16 protein-coding genes and 2 tRNA genes are annotated in these 15,904 nt (G+C 42.6%); 13 read left to right on the top strand and 5 right to left on the bottom strand.

The features are described from left to right. Positions 1 to 67: 67 nt before the first annotated feature. From hflK to N482_RS22560, 4 genes are all read left to right on the top strand, one after another. On the top strand, positions 68 to 1,231 hold the full coding sequence (gene hflK, locus N482_RS22575; protein ID WP_063379195.1) for an FtsH protease activity modulator HflK: 1,164 nt from the start codon (positions 68 to 70) through the stop codon (positions 1,229 to 1,231). A gap of 5 nt (positions 1,232 to 1,236) precedes the next feature. Continuing rightward, positions 1,237 to 2,115, top strand: coding sequence for a protease modulator HflC (hflC, locus tag N482_RS22570; protein ID WP_063379194.1), 879 nt, complete (start codon positions 1,237 to 1,239; stop codon positions 2,113 to 2,115). Positions 2,116 to 2,299: 184 nt separating this feature from the next. Continuing rightward, the gene (locus tag N482_RS22565) at positions 2,300 to 3,616 is read left to right on the top strand and encodes an adenylosuccinate synthase (protein WP_063379193.1); all 1,317 of its coding nucleotides are present in this window, start codon (positions 2,300 to 2,302) and stop codon (positions 3,614 to 3,616) included. Between the two features lie 118 nt (positions 3,617 to 3,734). Further along, positions 3,735 to 4,361, top strand: a complete 627-nt coding sequence (locus N482_RS22560) for a tetratricopeptide repeat protein (protein WP_155730684.1) — start codon at positions 3,735 to 3,737, stop codon at positions 4,359 to 4,361. 4 nt (positions 4,362 to 4,365) lie between these two features. On the opposite strand, the gene N482_RS22555 is transcribed toward N482_RS22560, so the two are convergent. Then, positions 4,366 to 6,222 (bottom strand): cation:proton antiporter, encoded by a 1,857-nt coding sequence (locus N482_RS22555; protein ID WP_063379192.1) that lies wholly within the window; start codon positions 6,220 to 6,222, stop codon positions 4,366 to 4,368. Between the two features lie 259 nt (positions 6,223 to 6,481). Between N482_RS22555 and N482_RS22550 the strand changes: the two genes are divergently transcribed. Then, on the top strand, positions 6,482 to 7,729 hold the full coding sequence (locus N482_RS22550) for a glutamate-5-semialdehyde dehydrogenase (RefSeq protein WP_063379191.1): 1,248 nt from the start codon (positions 6,482 to 6,484) through the stop codon (positions 7,727 to 7,729). Positions 7,730 to 7,744: 15 nt separating this feature from the next. On the opposite strand, the gene N482_RS22545 is transcribed toward N482_RS22550, so the two are convergent. Next, positions 7,745 to 7,820: transfer RNA gene (locus tag N482_RS22545), tRNA-Ala, on the bottom strand. Between the two features lie 28 nt (positions 7,821 to 7,848). After that, positions 7,849 to 7,924 (bottom strand) — tRNA-Ala (locus N482_RS22540). 128 nt (positions 7,925 to 8,052) lie between these two features. Between N482_RS22540 and N482_RS22535 the strand changes: the two genes are divergently transcribed. Together N482_RS22535 and N482_RS22530 are read left to right on the top strand one after the other, a co-directional pair. Next, positions 8,053 to 8,439 (top strand): hypothetical protein, encoded by a 387-nt coding sequence (locus N482_RS22535; protein WP_063379190.1) that lies wholly within the window; start codon positions 8,053 to 8,055, stop codon positions 8,437 to 8,439. Next, the gene (locus N482_RS22530; RefSeq protein ID WP_063379189.1) at positions 8,436 to 8,939 is read left to right on the top strand and encodes a prolyl-tRNA synthetase associated domain-containing protein; all 504 of its coding nucleotides are present in this window, start codon (positions 8,436 to 8,438) and stop codon (positions 8,937 to 8,939) included. The genes N482_RS22535 and N482_RS22530 overlap by 4 nt, the downstream gene beginning before the upstream one ends. Here N482_RS22530 and N482_RS22525 read toward each other — a convergent pair. Beyond that, the gene (locus tag N482_RS22525) at positions 8,912 to 10,060 is read right to left on the bottom strand and encodes an MFS transporter (RefSeq protein ID WP_063379188.1); all 1,149 of its coding nucleotides are present in this window, start codon (positions 10,058 to 10,060) and stop codon (positions 8,912 to 8,914) included. The two genes, N482_RS22530 and N482_RS22525, sit on opposite strands and share 28 nt — an antisense overlap. A 253-nt stretch (positions 10,061 to 10,313) precedes the next feature. Here N482_RS22525 and N482_RS22520 point away from each other — a divergent pair, with 253 nt between their 5' ends. The 4 genes from N482_RS22520 (at position 10,314) to N482_RS22505 (ending at position 13,400) form a co-directional block, all read left to right on the top strand. Next, complete coding sequence (locus N482_RS22520; RefSeq protein ID WP_063379187.1) at positions 10,314 to 10,856, top strand: DUF2058 domain-containing protein; 543 nt, start codon at positions 10,314 to 10,316, stop codon at positions 10,854 to 10,856. Between the two features lie 117 nt (positions 10,857 to 10,973). Then, positions 10,974 to 11,297 (top strand): c-type cytochrome, encoded by a 324-nt coding sequence (locus tag N482_RS22515; protein WP_063379186.1) that lies wholly within the window; start codon positions 10,974 to 10,976, stop codon positions 11,295 to 11,297. A 151-nt stretch (positions 11,298 to 11,448) separates the two neighbouring features. Continuing rightward, complete coding sequence (locus N482_RS22510) at positions 11,449 to 12,216, top strand: class II aldolase/adducin family protein (RefSeq protein WP_063379185.1); 768 nt, start codon at positions 11,449 to 11,451, stop codon at positions 12,214 to 12,216. 8 nt (positions 12,217 to 12,224) lie between these two features. Further along, on the top strand, positions 12,225 to 13,400 hold the full coding sequence (locus N482_RS22505) for a mandelate racemase/muconate lactonizing enzyme family protein (protein WP_063379184.1): 1,176 nt from the start codon (positions 12,225 to 12,227) through the stop codon (positions 13,398 to 13,400). A 69-nt stretch (positions 13,401 to 13,469) separates the two neighbouring features. Here the strand turns inward: N482_RS22505 and suhB are convergent, their stop codons facing one another. Further along, entirely contained in the window at positions 13,470 to 14,273 is an 804-nt protein-coding gene (gene suhB, locus N482_RS22500) for an inositol-1-monophosphatase (protein ID WP_063379183.1), read from the bottom strand. Between the two features lie 184 nt (positions 14,274 to 14,457). Between suhB and trmJ the strand changes: the two genes are divergently transcribed. Both trmJ and iscR read left to right on the top strand, forming a co-directional pair. Next, positions 14,458 to 15,195 carry a tRNA (cytosine(32)/uridine(32)-2'-O)-methyltransferase TrmJ gene (gene trmJ, locus N482_RS22495; RefSeq protein WP_063379182.1) on the top strand — a complete coding sequence of 246 codons (738 nt, stop codon included), beginning with the start codon at positions 14,458 to 14,460 and terminating at the stop codon, positions 15,193 to 15,195. A 204-nt stretch (positions 15,196 to 15,399) separates the two neighbouring features. Next, positions 15,400 to 15,891 carry a Fe-S cluster assembly transcriptional regulator IscR gene (gene iscR / locus N482_RS22490; protein ID WP_063374549.1) on the top strand — a complete coding sequence of 164 codons (492 nt, stop codon included), beginning with the start codon at positions 15,400 to 15,402 and terminating at the stop codon, positions 15,889 to 15,891. The last annotated feature ends 13 nt before the right edge of the window (positions 15,892 to 15,904 follow it).

The following is a 15,904-nucleotide window of genomic DNA, read 5'->3' as shown; positions in this document are numbered from 1 at the left end:
TTCTATTAGAATGTGGTGAATTTTGATAGATTAAATTTAATTCATTTTATAACAATGGAGTATAGCTATGGCCTGGAACGAACCGGGTAATAATGGCAATGATAACGACCCATGGAAAAACCGTGGTGGGCGAGATCAAGGGCCACCTGATCTGGACGAGGTATTCCGTAAGTTCAACAATAAGTTTGGCGGTATATTTGGTGGTAAGCCAGGTAATAACAAAGGCGGACTTGGCGGTGCAGGAGTCACCTTTATTTTCATTATTGCGCTAATTGTATGGGCGTTGAGTGGTATTTATACCGTAAAAGAGGCCGAACGTGGCATCGTGCTTCAGTTTGGTAAGTTTGACCGAATAGCTGAACCAGGTTTACGCTGGAAAATGACTTTTATTGAACGTGTCATTCCTATCGATATTGAAGCTGTACGTTCTTTATCTGCGTCAGGCTTTATGCTGACCGAAGATGAAAATGTCGTGAGCGTTGAATTTGAAGTTCAGTATCGTGTTGTAGATCCTACTCTGTACCGTTTCAGCGTAACAGATGCCGATCACAGCTTACAACAGGCGCTAGATAGTGCGCTGCGTTATGTTGTTGGTCACTCAAGAATGGACCAAGTTTTAACAAAGGGTCGTGAACAAGTGCGTCAACGTACTTGGGATGAGCTGAACAAAATCATTGAACCTTATAACCTAGGTTTAATAGTAACGGACGTAAACTTTAAAGACTCTAGACCGCCAGCAGAAGTAAAAGATGCATTTGATGATGCAATTGCGGCGCAAGAAGATGAAGAGCGTTTTATTCGTGAAGCAGAAGCATACGCAAGAGAAATTGAGCCTCGTGCACGTGGTCAAGTTACGCGTATGACACAAGAAGCGGAAGCGTATAAAGAGCGCATCATGCTAGAAGCGCAGGGTGAAGTTGCTAGATTTGAAAAGCTACTACCTGAGTATGCAGCAGCAAAAGAAGTTACGCGTGAACGTCTATACATCGAAACAATGGAAGAGATCTTGGGTCGCAGTTCTAAGGTTATTGTGGACGTGAAAGGTGGCAATAACATGATGTACTTACCACTAGATAAGATCATGCAACAATCACAGTCGTCATCAGCAGTTACTCTGCCAAGCAGAAATGACATCGAGCAATTGCGTCAATCACTCGGTCAGTCACGTAATAGTACGGTGAACAGTGGCAATGACAGATTTTCACAAGACCGTTTTAACAGTGGGAGATAATATTGATGAGAAACTTTAGCTTTGTCTTATTGATACTTGGTGGCCTACTGGCTTTTTCTTCGGTATTTGTGGTTACTGAAGGTCAAAAAGCGATTGTAATGCTATTTAGTAAAGTGCAAAAAGACAGCCAAGACAACGCCGTTGTTTATGAGCCTGGTTTGCATTTCAAGGTACCTTTTTTCAGCCAAGTTCGTCATCTTGATGCGCGTATTCAAACGCTAGACGGTGCGCCTGATCGCTTTGTAACAAGTGAGAAAAAAGACCTTATCGTTGACTCGTTCGTCAAATGGCGTGTAAGTGACTTTTCGAACTTCTACCTTCGTGCTCGTGGTGACAAGCAATATGCAGAGACCCTACTTCAACAGAAAGTGAATAACGGCTTGAGAACAAACTTTGGTTCGAGAACCATCAAAGAGATTGTTTCGGGTGAACGTAGTGAGTTGATGCTAGAAGCTTTGGCACAAGCCTCTGAAAGTGCTCAGGAGCTAGGTATCGAAGTGTTGGACGTACGTGTTAAGCAAATTAACCTGCCTAACGAAGTAAGTAACTCTATTTTCCAACGTATGCGCGCTGAGCGTACCGCTGTGGCTAAAGAGCACCGCTCTGAAGGTCAGGAAAAGGCAGAGACTATTCGTGCAGAAGTTGACCGTCGTGTTACGGTTATGTTGGCAGATGCAGAGCGAAATGCACGAACTGTTCGAGGTGAAGGTGATGCAAAAGCTGCGAATATTTACGCCTCAGCATACAACAAAGATCCTGAGTTCTTTGGCTTTATTCGTTCACTAGAAGCTTATAGAAAGACCTTCACAAGTAAGAGCGATGTCATGGTACTTTCGCCAGACAGTGAGTTCTTTGGCTATATGAAGCAAAAGCAAGCTCAGTAACTGAACCTGTATTTGCAACAGATCATTGTTTGATAAGCCCATCATTTGATGGGCTTTTTTGTATTTAATTCAACCGCTTTTGTTAGATATCAATTTGACTGAAGAAAAATCATCCGAAACAGGGTGATTTTCACCTCGCTTTTCTGGTAAAATCTGCGCCTAATTTTTTCTAAGTGATATTGCAATGGGTAAAAACGTCGTTGTATTAGGCACCCAATGGGGTGACGAAGGTAAAGGTAAGGTTGTAGACCTACTGACTGATAAGGCTTCTCTAGTTGTTCGCTACCAAGGTGGACACAATGCTGGGCATACTTTAGTTATCGATGGTGAGAAAACGGTATTACACCTGATTCCATCTGGTATTCTACGTGATAACGTGAAATGCGTAATCGGTAACGGTGTTGTACTGGCTCCTGACGCCTTAATGAAAGAAGTTAAAATGCTTGAAGAGCGTGGCGTGCCAGTCCGTGAGCGCTTATTGATCAGTGAAGCATGCCCATTAATTCTTCCTTACCATGTTGCGCTAGACCAAGCTCGTGAGCTTGCTCGTGGTAACAAAGCTATCGGTACAACTGGACGTGGTATTGGCCCAGCATATGAAGATAAAGTGGCGCGTCGAGGTCTTCGTGTTGGTGACTTATTCAACCCAGAGCAATTCGCAGCTAAGCTGAAGGAAGTTCTTGAATACCACAATTTCTCACTTGAGCACTACTATAAAGTGGAACCAGTAGACTTCCAGAAGACATATGATGACGCAATGGAAATCGCTGAAATTCTTAAGGCAATGGTTGTTGACGTGACTGAGCTGCTTGATCAGACGCGTGAAAAAGGTGAGAACATTCTTTTTGAAGGTGCACAAGGTACATTACTTGATATCGACCATGGTACATACCCGTATGTAACGTCGTCAAACACGACTGCCGGTGGTGTTGCAACAGGTGCTGGTTTTGGTCCATTAAATCTTGATTACGTACTTGGTATCGTAAAAGCGTACACAACACGTGTTGGTTCAGGTCCATTCCCAACAGAATTGTATGATGGCCTAGACAAGCAAGACCCAGTAGGTAAGCACCTTGGAGAGAAAGGCCATGAGTTCGGTGCAACAACAGGCCGTTTACGTCGTACTGGTTGGTTCGATGCAGTTGCAATGCGTCGTGCAGTACAAATCAACAGCATCACAGGTTTCTGCCTAACTAAACTGGACGTTCTAGATGGTATTGAAACTATCAAGATCTGTACTGGTTATCAGTTAGAAGATGGTACAGTGACAAACGTGACGCCGCTTGCTGCTGAAGGTTACGAGAAGGTAACGCCAGTATATGAAGAAGTGCCTGGCTGGAGCGAAAATACGTTTGGTGCAACTTCTGTTCAACAATTACCAGAAGCTGCAATTAACTACATCAAACGCTTAGAAGAAATTACCGGTGTGCCAATCGATATTATTTCAACAGGCCCTGACCGTGTAGAAACAATGATTGTTCGCAACCCATTCGGCGAATAATTAAAGAAAAGCTGCTTCGGCAGCTTTTTTTGTGTCTAAATATACTAATATGAATACATGCTTTAACTTGGTACAATTTTTGTATCTTCTAGTTAGGTCTAATAGTGTTTGCTAAAGTATGATGACGACAAAACTACGAAATATCTTATTTCTCATTAGTGTGGCTTTTTCTTGTATTTCACTGGCTAATGAGCAAATTGAAGCTGTGCCTCTATACACCCAAGATGAGTTGATCACGCTCATTAACAATAATGCCCACCTAAAACGCGTTAAAGACGACGACTGTCAATTAGTTCAAGATATTGAAGCCAGAGCTGAGATTATGGGATTGCCCTCATATCAATTTTTGTATGGCGATATGTTAGCCTACGCAGTATGCGTGGAGAGAGATGTTGAACTAGGATTGTATTACATGCGACAAGCGGCCCAGCAGGGGCTAGCCGCAGCGTTAGAGCAGCTCGGTCGCTACTATGATGTAGGGCGGTTAGTGCAGGCAGACAAGGCGATGGCAATTGTTTACCTACGAGAAGCGGCAGCGCTTGGTAATTTAAATGCCCAACTGCGTTTGGTCGGTTTATTTAATAAAGGTTATGGCAGCCCTCGCGACTATGAAGATGCCTACCGTTGGTTATTTCATGCCGTTGTTGCTGATAAAAAGGTTCATAAAAAAATTGAGCGTTCACTATCACAGCTAGGAGAAAAAATGCCCGCCAGTGTAATTAAACGGGCACGTTTACCAAACTAGGTCATTAGCTACTCAGCTTCTCGCCAATGGATATTTCTTTTATTGCTGGGTCTTTTAGGATAGACATTTTAGGGGGCTGCAATGCCAATATTTTGTCACCTTGTTCGGGCAACTTTTTATCGTCAGATGTAAATGGTCGTACAGAAAGAGGCTCGTCTTCTTTTTTCTGCTCAGAGATTATAAAGAGCGGAATTGCTTCCTTATTCACTTCCAAATATTGTGCCCAACTGAACTCATCAGACAGCTTGGTCGCACTAACTTTCCCCCCTTTTGCCATTAAGCTGCTTAACTTGGCGTAGTTACCTGTTTCACCAAATAGTATTTGTCGCGACAAAAATGTTGCGCTGTCTTTATTGGCCTTGGCATGATTAGTTGATGACTTAAGCGAGTACACACTTTCTTCATCAAGCAAGTGAGAAAAATACTGTACTCCTAGTGCGTTATGGTGCCTATTGGGAGAAAGTGCCAATACGGAGCGCAAGCTTGTCAGTGGAAGGTAACGCTCAGCATGTTCAGATTGAGGGTTGCCGTAATAGCAGGGAAGGCCATCCATTCTCGCCATTTTGCAGTTTTCCCAAGCGGGATCGGAGAGGTAAACATCTATATTTTGTTCTTTCAGGCCGCAGGCAATTGCTCTGGCGACATGGTTTGCACCAATAATGAGTAATGTGCTTGGGCATGGTTGCCTGACGCCCAGCAACCGTGCCAAAGGGGTCGCTGTGAGACTTTGCAATATGACGGTGACGATAATTACCGTAAAAATAAGAGGCACCATTTTTTGTGCATCTGGTGTACCTGATTGAGCCATACTCAACGCAAATACGGAGCCGACAGCTGCCGCAACAATGCCTCGTGGGGCAATCCAAGCAAGCATTAAGCGAGATTTTAGAGGTATGTCACTATTAAATGTCGAAACCGCTATACTCAGAGGTCTTGCGACGAACAGTACAATGGCCAAAAACCAAAATATACCGCTGTCTAGCATCAGTAGCTCTTCAACTTTCAGGCGAGCGGCAAGCAGAATAAATAGACTTGAGATCAATATCATTGATAGATCTTCTTTGAATTCAAGTACCGCATCAATTTCTAAATCATCTTGATTTGCAAGCCAAATACCAAACACAGTAACAGCCAAAAGCCCTGATTCATGGTAGAGGTGATTAGAAACGGTGAAGCTCATTAACACCAGTGCGAGTATGCCGAACTTATGCAATTCAAATGGTAGCCACTCTTTTCGAATAATGTAACTTGTGAACCAGCCAGAGACTAAGCCGACACTTAAGCCAATGCCCAGTGTTGATAACAGCGCCATCAGTGTGTGGCTAAACACACCATCTTTATCTACAAGGCTTACAGCCTCAAAGACTAAAACCGCGAACAGGGCTCCAATCGGGTCGATTACAATCCCCTCCCAGCGTAAGATTCGGTCAATATCCTTTGTTGGCCGCATAGCATTTAACATAGGCGCGATGACTGTTGGACCTGTAACTACCAAAACAGCACCTAACACGGCGGCAACTCGCCAGTCTAACTCTAAAATATATATGGCACACGCTGTAATAATGACAAATGTTGTAAGCATGCCAATCGAACAGAGGTTTCGCACTACTTTACCTATTCCTTTGAGCTCTCGAAAGTGTAGGGTAAGCGAACCTTCAAATAAGATAATTGCTACGGACAATGAAACAACAGGAAACAGCAATTCACCAAGCAATTGATCAGGATCTAAAACGCCAGACACAGGACCAAGCATTAATCCGGTCAGCAACAAAAATAAAATAGCAGGTACTCGCACAACCCAAGCGAGCCACTGAGCAATCACAGAGCACACGGCAATGGCCGCAATAAAAATAGCTGACATAAACTCTCCAGCTTAGTTAGCGTATTGAATATTAGTATAGTGGTAGCCTCGTTATATCATAGTAAATAAGTCAAAAAAGAGAATAAACGCCTAAAAAATAGATAACTTTTCTGAGACATCATCTGTTTGTGTGAGCCACCTTCAAAACGCTGAGATAGCAATATTAACTTTACCCAAAGGCAGGTTCTTGCTTATTATCGAGAAGAGGAAGCTAAAGGAGCTTCTGTCATATTTCAGTAGTGGAATGAGAGGGGTAATAATGACACTGATAAAAGCGCTTACCAAAAATGCCGCAACGGCTGCTAAGCAACTTGCTATTTTGAGTACAGAGCAAAAAAATGCAGTACTTTTAGACATCGCGAATGCTTTACGCGAACAATCTGAAAGTATTTTAAAAGCGAATAAACAAGATTTAGAGGCTGCGACACACAACCAACTTAGCGCGGCGATGATAGATAGGTTAAAACTGACCACAGAGCGCATAAACGAGATGGCGAAGGGGGTTGAGCAGATTGCAAGTTTACCTGATCCTGTTGGCGCTCAGAGAGAGTTAGGACAGCAACCTAGTGGGATCATGGTGCGAAAGGTACGCGTACCTTTAGGCGTGATCTGCATGATTTATGAGGCTCGTCCAAATGTAACCGCGGATGCTGGAGCACTGTGTTTTAAGTCTGGAAACGGTGTCATTTTACGGGGTGGCAAAGAAGCCTTGAATAGCTCAATGGCGATTGCACGGGTGATGCATCAAGTGTTAGATAAGTTTGACTTGCCAGCGGAGTTGATCACTGTTGTACCAGACCCAGATAGGGCGCTGCTTTTAGAGCTTATGCAGCAAAAAAACGATATTGATTTGATTATTCCTCGAGGCGGGGAGGGGTTAATTGAGTTTGTTACGCACAATAGTTCCATTCCAGTGATACAGCACTTTAAAGGCGTATGCCATTTATATGTAGACGTTGAGGCCGATCTCGATATTGCAATGCAACTGTTACTCAATGGGAAAACTCAGCGCACAGGTGTATGTAATGCGCTAGAGGGGTTGATTGTACATCGCGACGTAGCAGATGCTTTTTTGCCAAAGGTAAATACAGCGTTTGATAAAGCAAAGGTACGTGTCAATGCATGTGAACGTGCCGCGGTTTTCTTTGAAAATGCAAATATATTGACTGAAAGCGAATTCGGAGAGGAGTATTTATGCCTTGAGATTGCAGTACGTATTGTTGATGACTTTACCGGGGCACTTGCGCATATTGATCAATTTGGTAGTCATCATACGGAAGTTATCTGCACTCAGAACTCGCAAACGGCAGCCCAATTTCAAATGCGTGTTGATGCGTCGGTTGTAATGGTAAATGCTTCTTCTCGCTTTAGTGACGGTGGCCAACTTGGATTAGGCGCAGAAATAGGGATTGCGACAACAAAGCTTCACGCGTACGGACCAATGGGTCTTGAATCTTTAACGACGGAGAAATATCTAGTCGAAGGTAACGGACAGATTAGAACTTAGAGAATGAAGTAAAAGTGGTGGAGCTAAGCAGGATCGAACTGCTGACCTCCTGCGTGCAAGGCAGGCGCTCTCCCAGCTGAGCTATAGCCCCACATTACTAGGAATATCGCAAAAGAAGTTGGTGGAGCTAAGCAGGATCGAACTGCTGACCTCCTGCGTGCAAGGCAGGCGCTCTCCCAGCTGAGCTATAGCCCCAACTTGTCTTCTGGACGAGGCGCAATTTAAATATTTTTCTCTGTCACGTCAAGTTTTTTTGCTAAAAAATTTTCTTACAAGTGATTTGGGCTTTGATACACTGAGACAAATTTTAAGTTAGGAAGATTATGAAGCGACTATTAATTTTGCTTTTATCTAGTTTTATCGTAGCCTGTACTTCTGTGCCTGAAGAGGCTTTTGAAGTAGAGAAGCAGACCTTACATAAAAGAACAAACGACAAAGGTGAATCTGAATTTGCGTTCATTGTCACAGTGAAAGCAACGCCACGAATGGAGTTGGCAAAAAATAAACCAGTATCAAAAAAAGAACTGAAAGAGTTCGCCGAGTTTAAACGAGTAGAAGAATCGCCAGAGTTAAAGTTGGCACTTGAAGAATCAGCGGTCGAACTTTTGGAGCAAACGCTAAAAGAAGAATCTTATTGTCAGGTTGGTTACAACATAGACAATGTGTATTGGCGTCAGCGCAGTGTTCAGTTAAGAGGGCACTGTTTGTGACGTTCCCTTCTTACACCGTAATTGAACAAAGCTTGAAAGCACTGGATATCACTTATTTAAGTTATGAACACCCACCATTGGCCAATTGCGATGTGGCGACAACCATTGGTTTAGAGCGTGAGGGTGTGGGTCTTAAGAATCTATTTTTAAGAGACAATTATGGGAAACGTCACTTCCTCGTGATTACCTTAGCCCAAAAGCAATTAGATTTGAAAGCACTGTCAAAACAGCAAGGAGTGTCTAGACTCGGGTTTTGTTCTACAGAGCGGTTGGCTAAGTTTTTAAAAGTTAAACCCGGATGTGTCTCTGGGCTGGCAATTGGAAATGATGCAGCGCATCAAGTTGAGTTATGGCTTGATAAAGAGCTAACAGACTGCCCTCTTTGGCAGTGCCACCCCTTTGAAAATGATAAAACTTGGGTACTCCATCTGGATGACTTGCACAAGTTTTGGCATCAAACAGGTCATCAGCCTTATTGGGTCGCGCTACCTACACGATGATTAAGCCAAATTAAATAGCCGCCTAGTGCACATACAAGCAGTAACCCGAGTAAAAACAACCCTAACCCAAACGTTTGATAAATAAGGCCCGGTAAAAAAGACCCAAGTGCACCGCCACTATAATAAAAAGATACATAAGCCCCATTTGTAATACTCGCGTGCGCAGAGCTTATCTCATTTGCTAAAGGGGCTGCACTGGCATGAATAATAAACATGCAAGCGCAAAAGAATGTGAAAGAAACGATAAATACGTTTAAACTTTGCCATTGCATTACTGCCAATGTAGTACTGTAAACACAAAATACCGTACTGAGTACAACCCAATTATTTTTATGTAGCTTGTTCAGAAAGGGCGTACACATAGAAATTAATGCACCCACTAAATATCCACTGTATACCCAACCAATGAGCTTTGGATCCTTCAAGTCGTATTCATTGCTGAGAATAAAAGGCAGATAGTTTAAAAGTGCAGAAAAGCAAAAAAACATACAAAATACGGCGCAGTACAAGCGTAATAAAGGTATTTGCTTAAGTGGGCGCAAATAATCCAACGGAGAAGATGGAGGTGTTGTTTTCGCGTGTACGTCTTGCGTTTGTTTGGGTTTGATCAACATGGCAAATAATATTAACAACGCAGCATTTAACAGATAAAAGCTTTCCCAGTTCCACCATGCTGCAAAGTTTGAGGCGAGTATCCTGCCAAAGTATCCACCGACAATGGTGCTCCCAACATACCAGGTCATGTTTTTTCTTAAGCATTGTCCTTGCCAAGTTTGGCCAATGTAACTTGTCATAGCTGTTAAAGCCGCGGGTAGCAGTAAACCTTCGATAAAGCGCAATAGCAAGAATAGTTCAAAGCGCTGTTGAATAGAAATAAATGCAGAACACAATGCCAACAGCAGCATGGTAATTTTGAGTACTTTTAACTTTGAGTAATTGGTTAGTAGCAACCCATAGCAGATCGGAGCAACTGCTAAAGGTAGCATTGTCACAGTCATTAATAAGCCTGTCTTAGCGGGTGTTATGGCATATTGTTGAGCGAATTGCGCAAGCAGCGGCTGTGGCGCATAGAGCACAAAAAATGTAACCACAGAACAAAGCATTAGATGAAATATCGACATTCTTATTCTTTCAGTAAAATTACCAATTTAATTATCTACTTTTGACGCAATAAATCTATATATGTACTAAAAACTTGTTGTGTATCATAAATTCTTTTATTCAATTTGATAGATTTTATGCCGTGGTTCGATTAAAAAAACAAAAAAGCCATCAAAGAGTATTTAAACTTGCCGTCTCGTTGGTGAAATTGTTTAGAAATTTACTGATTTTGGTATTAAAATGGCAGCAAGTTTAGATTGATGGAGTGGCATAATGGGTTCTCTACAGGATCAGCTCTTAAAAGCAGGTTTGACGACCGAGCACAAAATGAAAGTCGCTAAAACGGAAAAGCGCAAACAACAGAAAAAGAAAAAAAAGAAAGGCGCTACTAGCGACCAAACGGATCTGCAAAAACATATAGAGCAGACAAAACTAGCACAGCTACAAAAAGCTGAAGCGTTAAATAAAGTAAAGCAAGATGATTTGAAAGAGCGTGAGCAGGTTGCTCGTGTTAAGCAAATCTTAGAGCACCACAACCAAGACGAAATTAAGGGCGATAGAACATTTAATTTCACTTATGAAAGCAAAATTAAAGAGCTGGATGTAAACGAAAAAACTCAACAAGCCTTGTCAAAAGGGCGATTGGCAATTTGCGTGCTTGAAGGGCAGTTTTATGTTCTAGAAGATGAACCGGCAAGAAAAATTGCGGAAGTAGACGAAAAGTACATTGTTTTCCATGTTGAAGACAATAATAACCAAGTTGATGAAGATGACCCGTATGCAGGATATGAAGTTCCTGACGATTTGACTTGGTAAATTGATCAGCTCGTTTTTTTATTTGTTAGGTTCGCTTTCTAATCTAGATAAGTAATTGTGTAGAGAAGCATTTGGTCGACTACACTGGATAAATAACCGTCAAATAAGAGAAACGATATGACTAAACTAAAGCAACTCGTAATCGCGTCCGGCATTGCAGCCATTACTTTACTTTCAGGCACAGTTACGGCTGCCGATGGTAAAGCTTTGTATACAGCAAAACTATGTCAAACTTGCCATGGAGCTGAAGGCAAAGCACCTATTATGCCCTTATATCCAAAAGTGAATGGGCAAAGTAAAGAGTATTTACTGGCCCAAATGAAGGACATCAAATCAGGTAAAAGGAGCAACGGCATGTCGGCAGCGATGAAAGCAATGGTTGCCAATGTTTCTGATACTGAATTGACAGCGATAGCTGAGTATCTATCAACAGTAAAATAATCTGTTCGTTTGTTTAAAAAGCCACCGTTTTAGGTGGCTTTTTAGTTGTTAATTAAATAACGTAGAGCGTACTCTGCGTATTGAACTATTTTTTTATGTGATTTAGACTTCTATACATCTAAAATCACCATGGCGGATTTAAGGAGCCAAGATGTTTGAACTGCCTGAATTGAGTTTAAAAGGTAAAGTAAGCGAAGAAGAGTGGCAGTTGCGTGCTGATCTCGCAGCCTGTTATCGCTTGGTTGAGCATTTTCGTTGGGGTGACTTAATATATACACATATGTCTGCGAGATTACCGGGAACAGATCACTACTTAGTAAATGCCTTTGGCCTAAGTTTTGATGAAGTAACTGCGTCGAATCTGGTTAAGGTAGATCTGCAAGGCAATATCCTTGACGATACTCCGTTTGAGATTAACCCTGCTGGATTTACTATCCACAGCGCGATCCATGAAGTGCGCGAAGATGCCCACTGTGTGATCCACTTACACACCAAAGAGACGATTGCTGTGGCTAGTTTAGAAGGTGGCTTGCAGCCGCTAAGCCAGCACAGCATGTTTTCGCTTCCTTCTCTGTCATACCATGGCTATGAAGGACTGGCTGTAAACGATGATGAAAAAGCAAGGCTACAAGCTGATCTGGGCGATACCAATCATATGTTGTTAGTAAACCATGGTGGATTAACTGTTGGACCGACGGTAGGTGATGCATTTATGCGCTTTTATGATTTGCAAAGAGCATGCGAAATTCAAGTTGCCATTTTGGCGACTGGCCAACCTGCAATTCCGGTTCCTCAGCCTATTCAAGATAATATTTATAATCAAGCTAAGGTTGTACACAGTGGAAGTACTGGTGGTCAATTGGCTTGGCCTGCAATGCTCAGAAAAGCGTACCGCTTAGATCCTGGCTTTGCTCAATAGGAGTCAAAATGAAAGTAAATCGCGTCGAAGTATTTGATATTTATTGTCCGGATAGACCTGGTTGGACCCCCGTATTTGTCCGTATCCACACAGATGAAGGCATTTCAGGAGTTGGCGAAGCTGGGCTTGCATATGACTTAGGACACAGTGCAGCAGCGAGCATGATTAAAGAGATGGCTGAAGCATTTCTAATTGGTCATGACCCGTTTCAAACTGAGCTGCTTTGGTCACGTATGTTGCGTGAAAGCTTTTGGGGACTCGGTGGTGGACCTGTTGTCTATGCTGCTATGAGCGCCATTGATACTGCGCTATGGGATATTAAGGGTAAAGCACTTAACCTACCTGTTTACCAACTACTTGGCGGTAAAGTGAATCCAGAATTGCGCACCTATGCCTCTCAGTTACAGTTTGACTGGGACAGTGAGTTCAAAGCGCTTGTGCAGCCACATGAGTACGCTGAAGCGGCACACAAAGCGCTTGCAGAGGGCTATGACGCAGTTAAAGTTGACCCCATCATGTACGATAAAGATGGGAACACTTACTACGACCGTACAAAGCTTATTTCTCGCGCAGAAATGAAGTTATATCGCGAGCGTATGAAGGCTATCCGTGAAGCTGTTGGTGATGAAGTCGATATCATTTTTGAATGTCACAGTTTACCAGGTGCAACTTCCGCAATTCAACTGGCTGAAATTGCTGAAGAATTTGATTGTATGTATTACGAAGAACCGGTTAACTACCTTAACCACTCATTACATGCAAAAGTTGCGAACAAAACGGCTGTGCCAATTGCCGGTGGTGAGCGACTATACAACCGCTGGGACGTACGCCCGTATTTTGAAGATCAAAGCATTGATGTATTGCAACCGGATATTGGTCTATGTGGTGGGTTTACAGAAACGAAAAAAGTTTGTGATTACGCGGACATTTTTGATATTAGAATACAAGCTCACGTTTGTGGCGGCCCAGTTGCAACAGCAGCGTCATTGCACCTTGAAAGTGCGATTCCAAACTTTTTGATTCACGAGCATCATACTTACGCAATTAAAAAGTGGAATAGAGAGCTGTGTTTGCAAGATCCGCAGCCGCAAAACGGTATCTTTAAAGTTTCAGAAGAGCCTGGTATTGGCATTGAGCTAAACGATGAAGTTGTAATGCGTTCACAACGCGTTGAAATTAAGTAGTCTTTAATCGAGTTCAATAAAAAACCCAGGCTTTGCCTGGGTTTTTTATTTCAAAAGTCGCTATTAAACTTATTTTAGTAATGATTCAGTCAATACTGGGCGAATTTCTTTTACAATCGCCTGACAAAGCTTTGGAGCACCACACACAATGTTACCACTGTTGTTGTAGTTAGCGCCGCCAGCAAAGTCCATAAGCATGCCGCCGGCTTCTTTCACAAGTAGTTCGCCAGCTGCTGTGTCCCATGGTTTTAGACCAATCTCGTAGAAACCATCAATACGGCCAGCTGCTACGTATGCCATATCTAATGCAGCAGAGCCTGCACGGCGAATATCAGCTGTATGGATGAATAGTGCTTTAAATGCTTCTGTGTATGCATCTAAGTGATGCTTTTGCTTGAATGGGAAGCCTGTTGCTAACACGCTACCAGCAAGTTCGTTGCTTTTAGTAACGCGAATCCGCTTGCTGTTTAGCTGCGCGCCTTGACCGCGTGAAGCCGTGAAAAGTTCACTGCGAATTGGATCGTAAATTACTGCCTGCTCAACGCGGCCTTTAACTTTTAATGCGATAGAGACCGCGAAATGAGGAATGCCCTTGATGAAGTTAGTTGTGCCATCAAGCGGGTCAATAACCCAAAGGTAATCATTGTCTTTGCCATCAGTATGGCCTAGCTCTTCTCCAACGATTGCGTGGTCAGGGTAAGATTTTAGTATAGTTTCACGGATCACACGTTCAGATTCTGTGTCTACACTTGTTACGAAGTCGTTAGTACCCTTTTGGGCTGCTTCAACTTGAGACAAATCTTCACATGCACGTAAGATCACTTTACCCGCGTTACGCGCAGCGCGTACCGCAATGTTTAACATTGGATGCATAGCATTACCTTTGAATTGTAAAAGAACTAAATTTTTTGAGCCGGCGTATTCTAGCGATTTTTTAGATAAAGTAAATAACTTTTAGTGAATAATTGTGGTGTTTTTTTATACAGGTGTGGTGATGGTATCGTTCTATGCCCCTATGTTAAACTAGGCCATTATTTTTTGTCTGAGATAAACAAGCATGGCATTACAAGATATTAGAATTGTACTTGTGAACACTTCACACTCTGGAAATATTGGTTCGGTTGCACGCGCAATGAAAACAATGGGCTTTTCACAGCTCTATTTAGTTGACCCTGCGTGTGAGGTCGATAGTCATGCCAGCGCGTTGGCAGCAGGCGCGACGGATGTACTTGGTAGTGCAGTAACCGTTGATAAATTAGAAGATGCCATTGCTGACTGTAGTTTAGTTATTGGCACCAGTGCTCGTTCTCGTACTTTGTCATGGCCAATGGTAGATCCAAGAGAATGTGCACAGAAGCTAGTGGCTGAGTCTGCATCTGGACCTGTTGCGCTAGTATTCGGTCGAGAGAATAGTGGATTAACTAATGAGGAGTTGCAGTTGTGTAACTATCATGTCTGTATCCCTGCAAATCCTGAGTATAGCTCTCTGAATTTAGCCATGGCAGTTCAGACGTTGACATATGAAACGCGTATGACCTTTTTAGATACGCAAGATGCGCAGCCTGAAGAAGACGATACCAAATACCCAACATCAGAGCAGATGGAGCTTTTCTACGAGCACTTGGAGTCGACGCTTAATGAGACTGGGTTTATTGTCAAGCTGCACCCAGGCATGGTTATGACTAAGCTAAAGCGTTTGTTTAATCGCGCAAGGCCAGAAGACCAAGAATTGAACATCCTCAGAGGTATTCTTAGTTCTGTAAACAAATCTACCAAACAGAACGATAAAGATTAATTAGTTTCATCACAGTAATACTTGACTAAATTACTCGGGTAATTACAATGTACGTAATACCTGATTAAATTAGTCAGGTATTACGTAAAGTAAGTGCTGAGTAAGTAGTAACTTATTTAATAAGCAATAGATGTCGTTAATACTTGACTATCTTAGTCAGGTAATTACAATTTGCGACTTTGATAAATTTACCTAGAGGCGCGTATGAAACTGACTTCAAAAGGCAGGTATGCAGTGACAGCAATGCTGGATGTTGCTTTGCACGCCAACATCGGTCCTGTGCCTCTGGCTGATATTTCTGAAAGACAAGAAATATCTCTATCATATCTTGAACAATTATTCGCACGATTACGTAAGCATGGACTGGTAAGCTCAGTCAGAGGCCCAGGTGGTGGTTATTTATTGGGTCGCGACGCACATACAATCTCCGTCGGAGATGTGATTAATGCTGTAGATGAATCAGTAGACGCAACTCGCTGTCATGGCGAAGGGGGCGGGTGTCAAAGCGGCATGCGTTGCTTGACTCACACTCTGTGGTCAGATCTCAGCGTGCGAATTGAAGAGTTTTTAAATAGTATTTCCCTTGCCGAGCTAGTCGCCAACTCTGATGTGCAATCAGTTGCATCACGTCAGGACAGAAGCGTTAGCGATGCGATGAAGCAATTAGATAATATTCAAGTGAGTTGCCAACTTTAAATTGGCGTCAAGC

The sequence above is a fragment of the Pseudoalteromonas luteoviolacea NCIMB 1942 genome (assembly GCF_001625595.1).
GTDB lineage: Bacteria > Pseudomonadota > Gammaproteobacteria > Enterobacterales > Alteromonadaceae > Pseudoalteromonas > Pseudoalteromonas luteoviolacea_A.
This window is presented reverse-complemented; position numbering and strand designations above follow the sequence as displayed.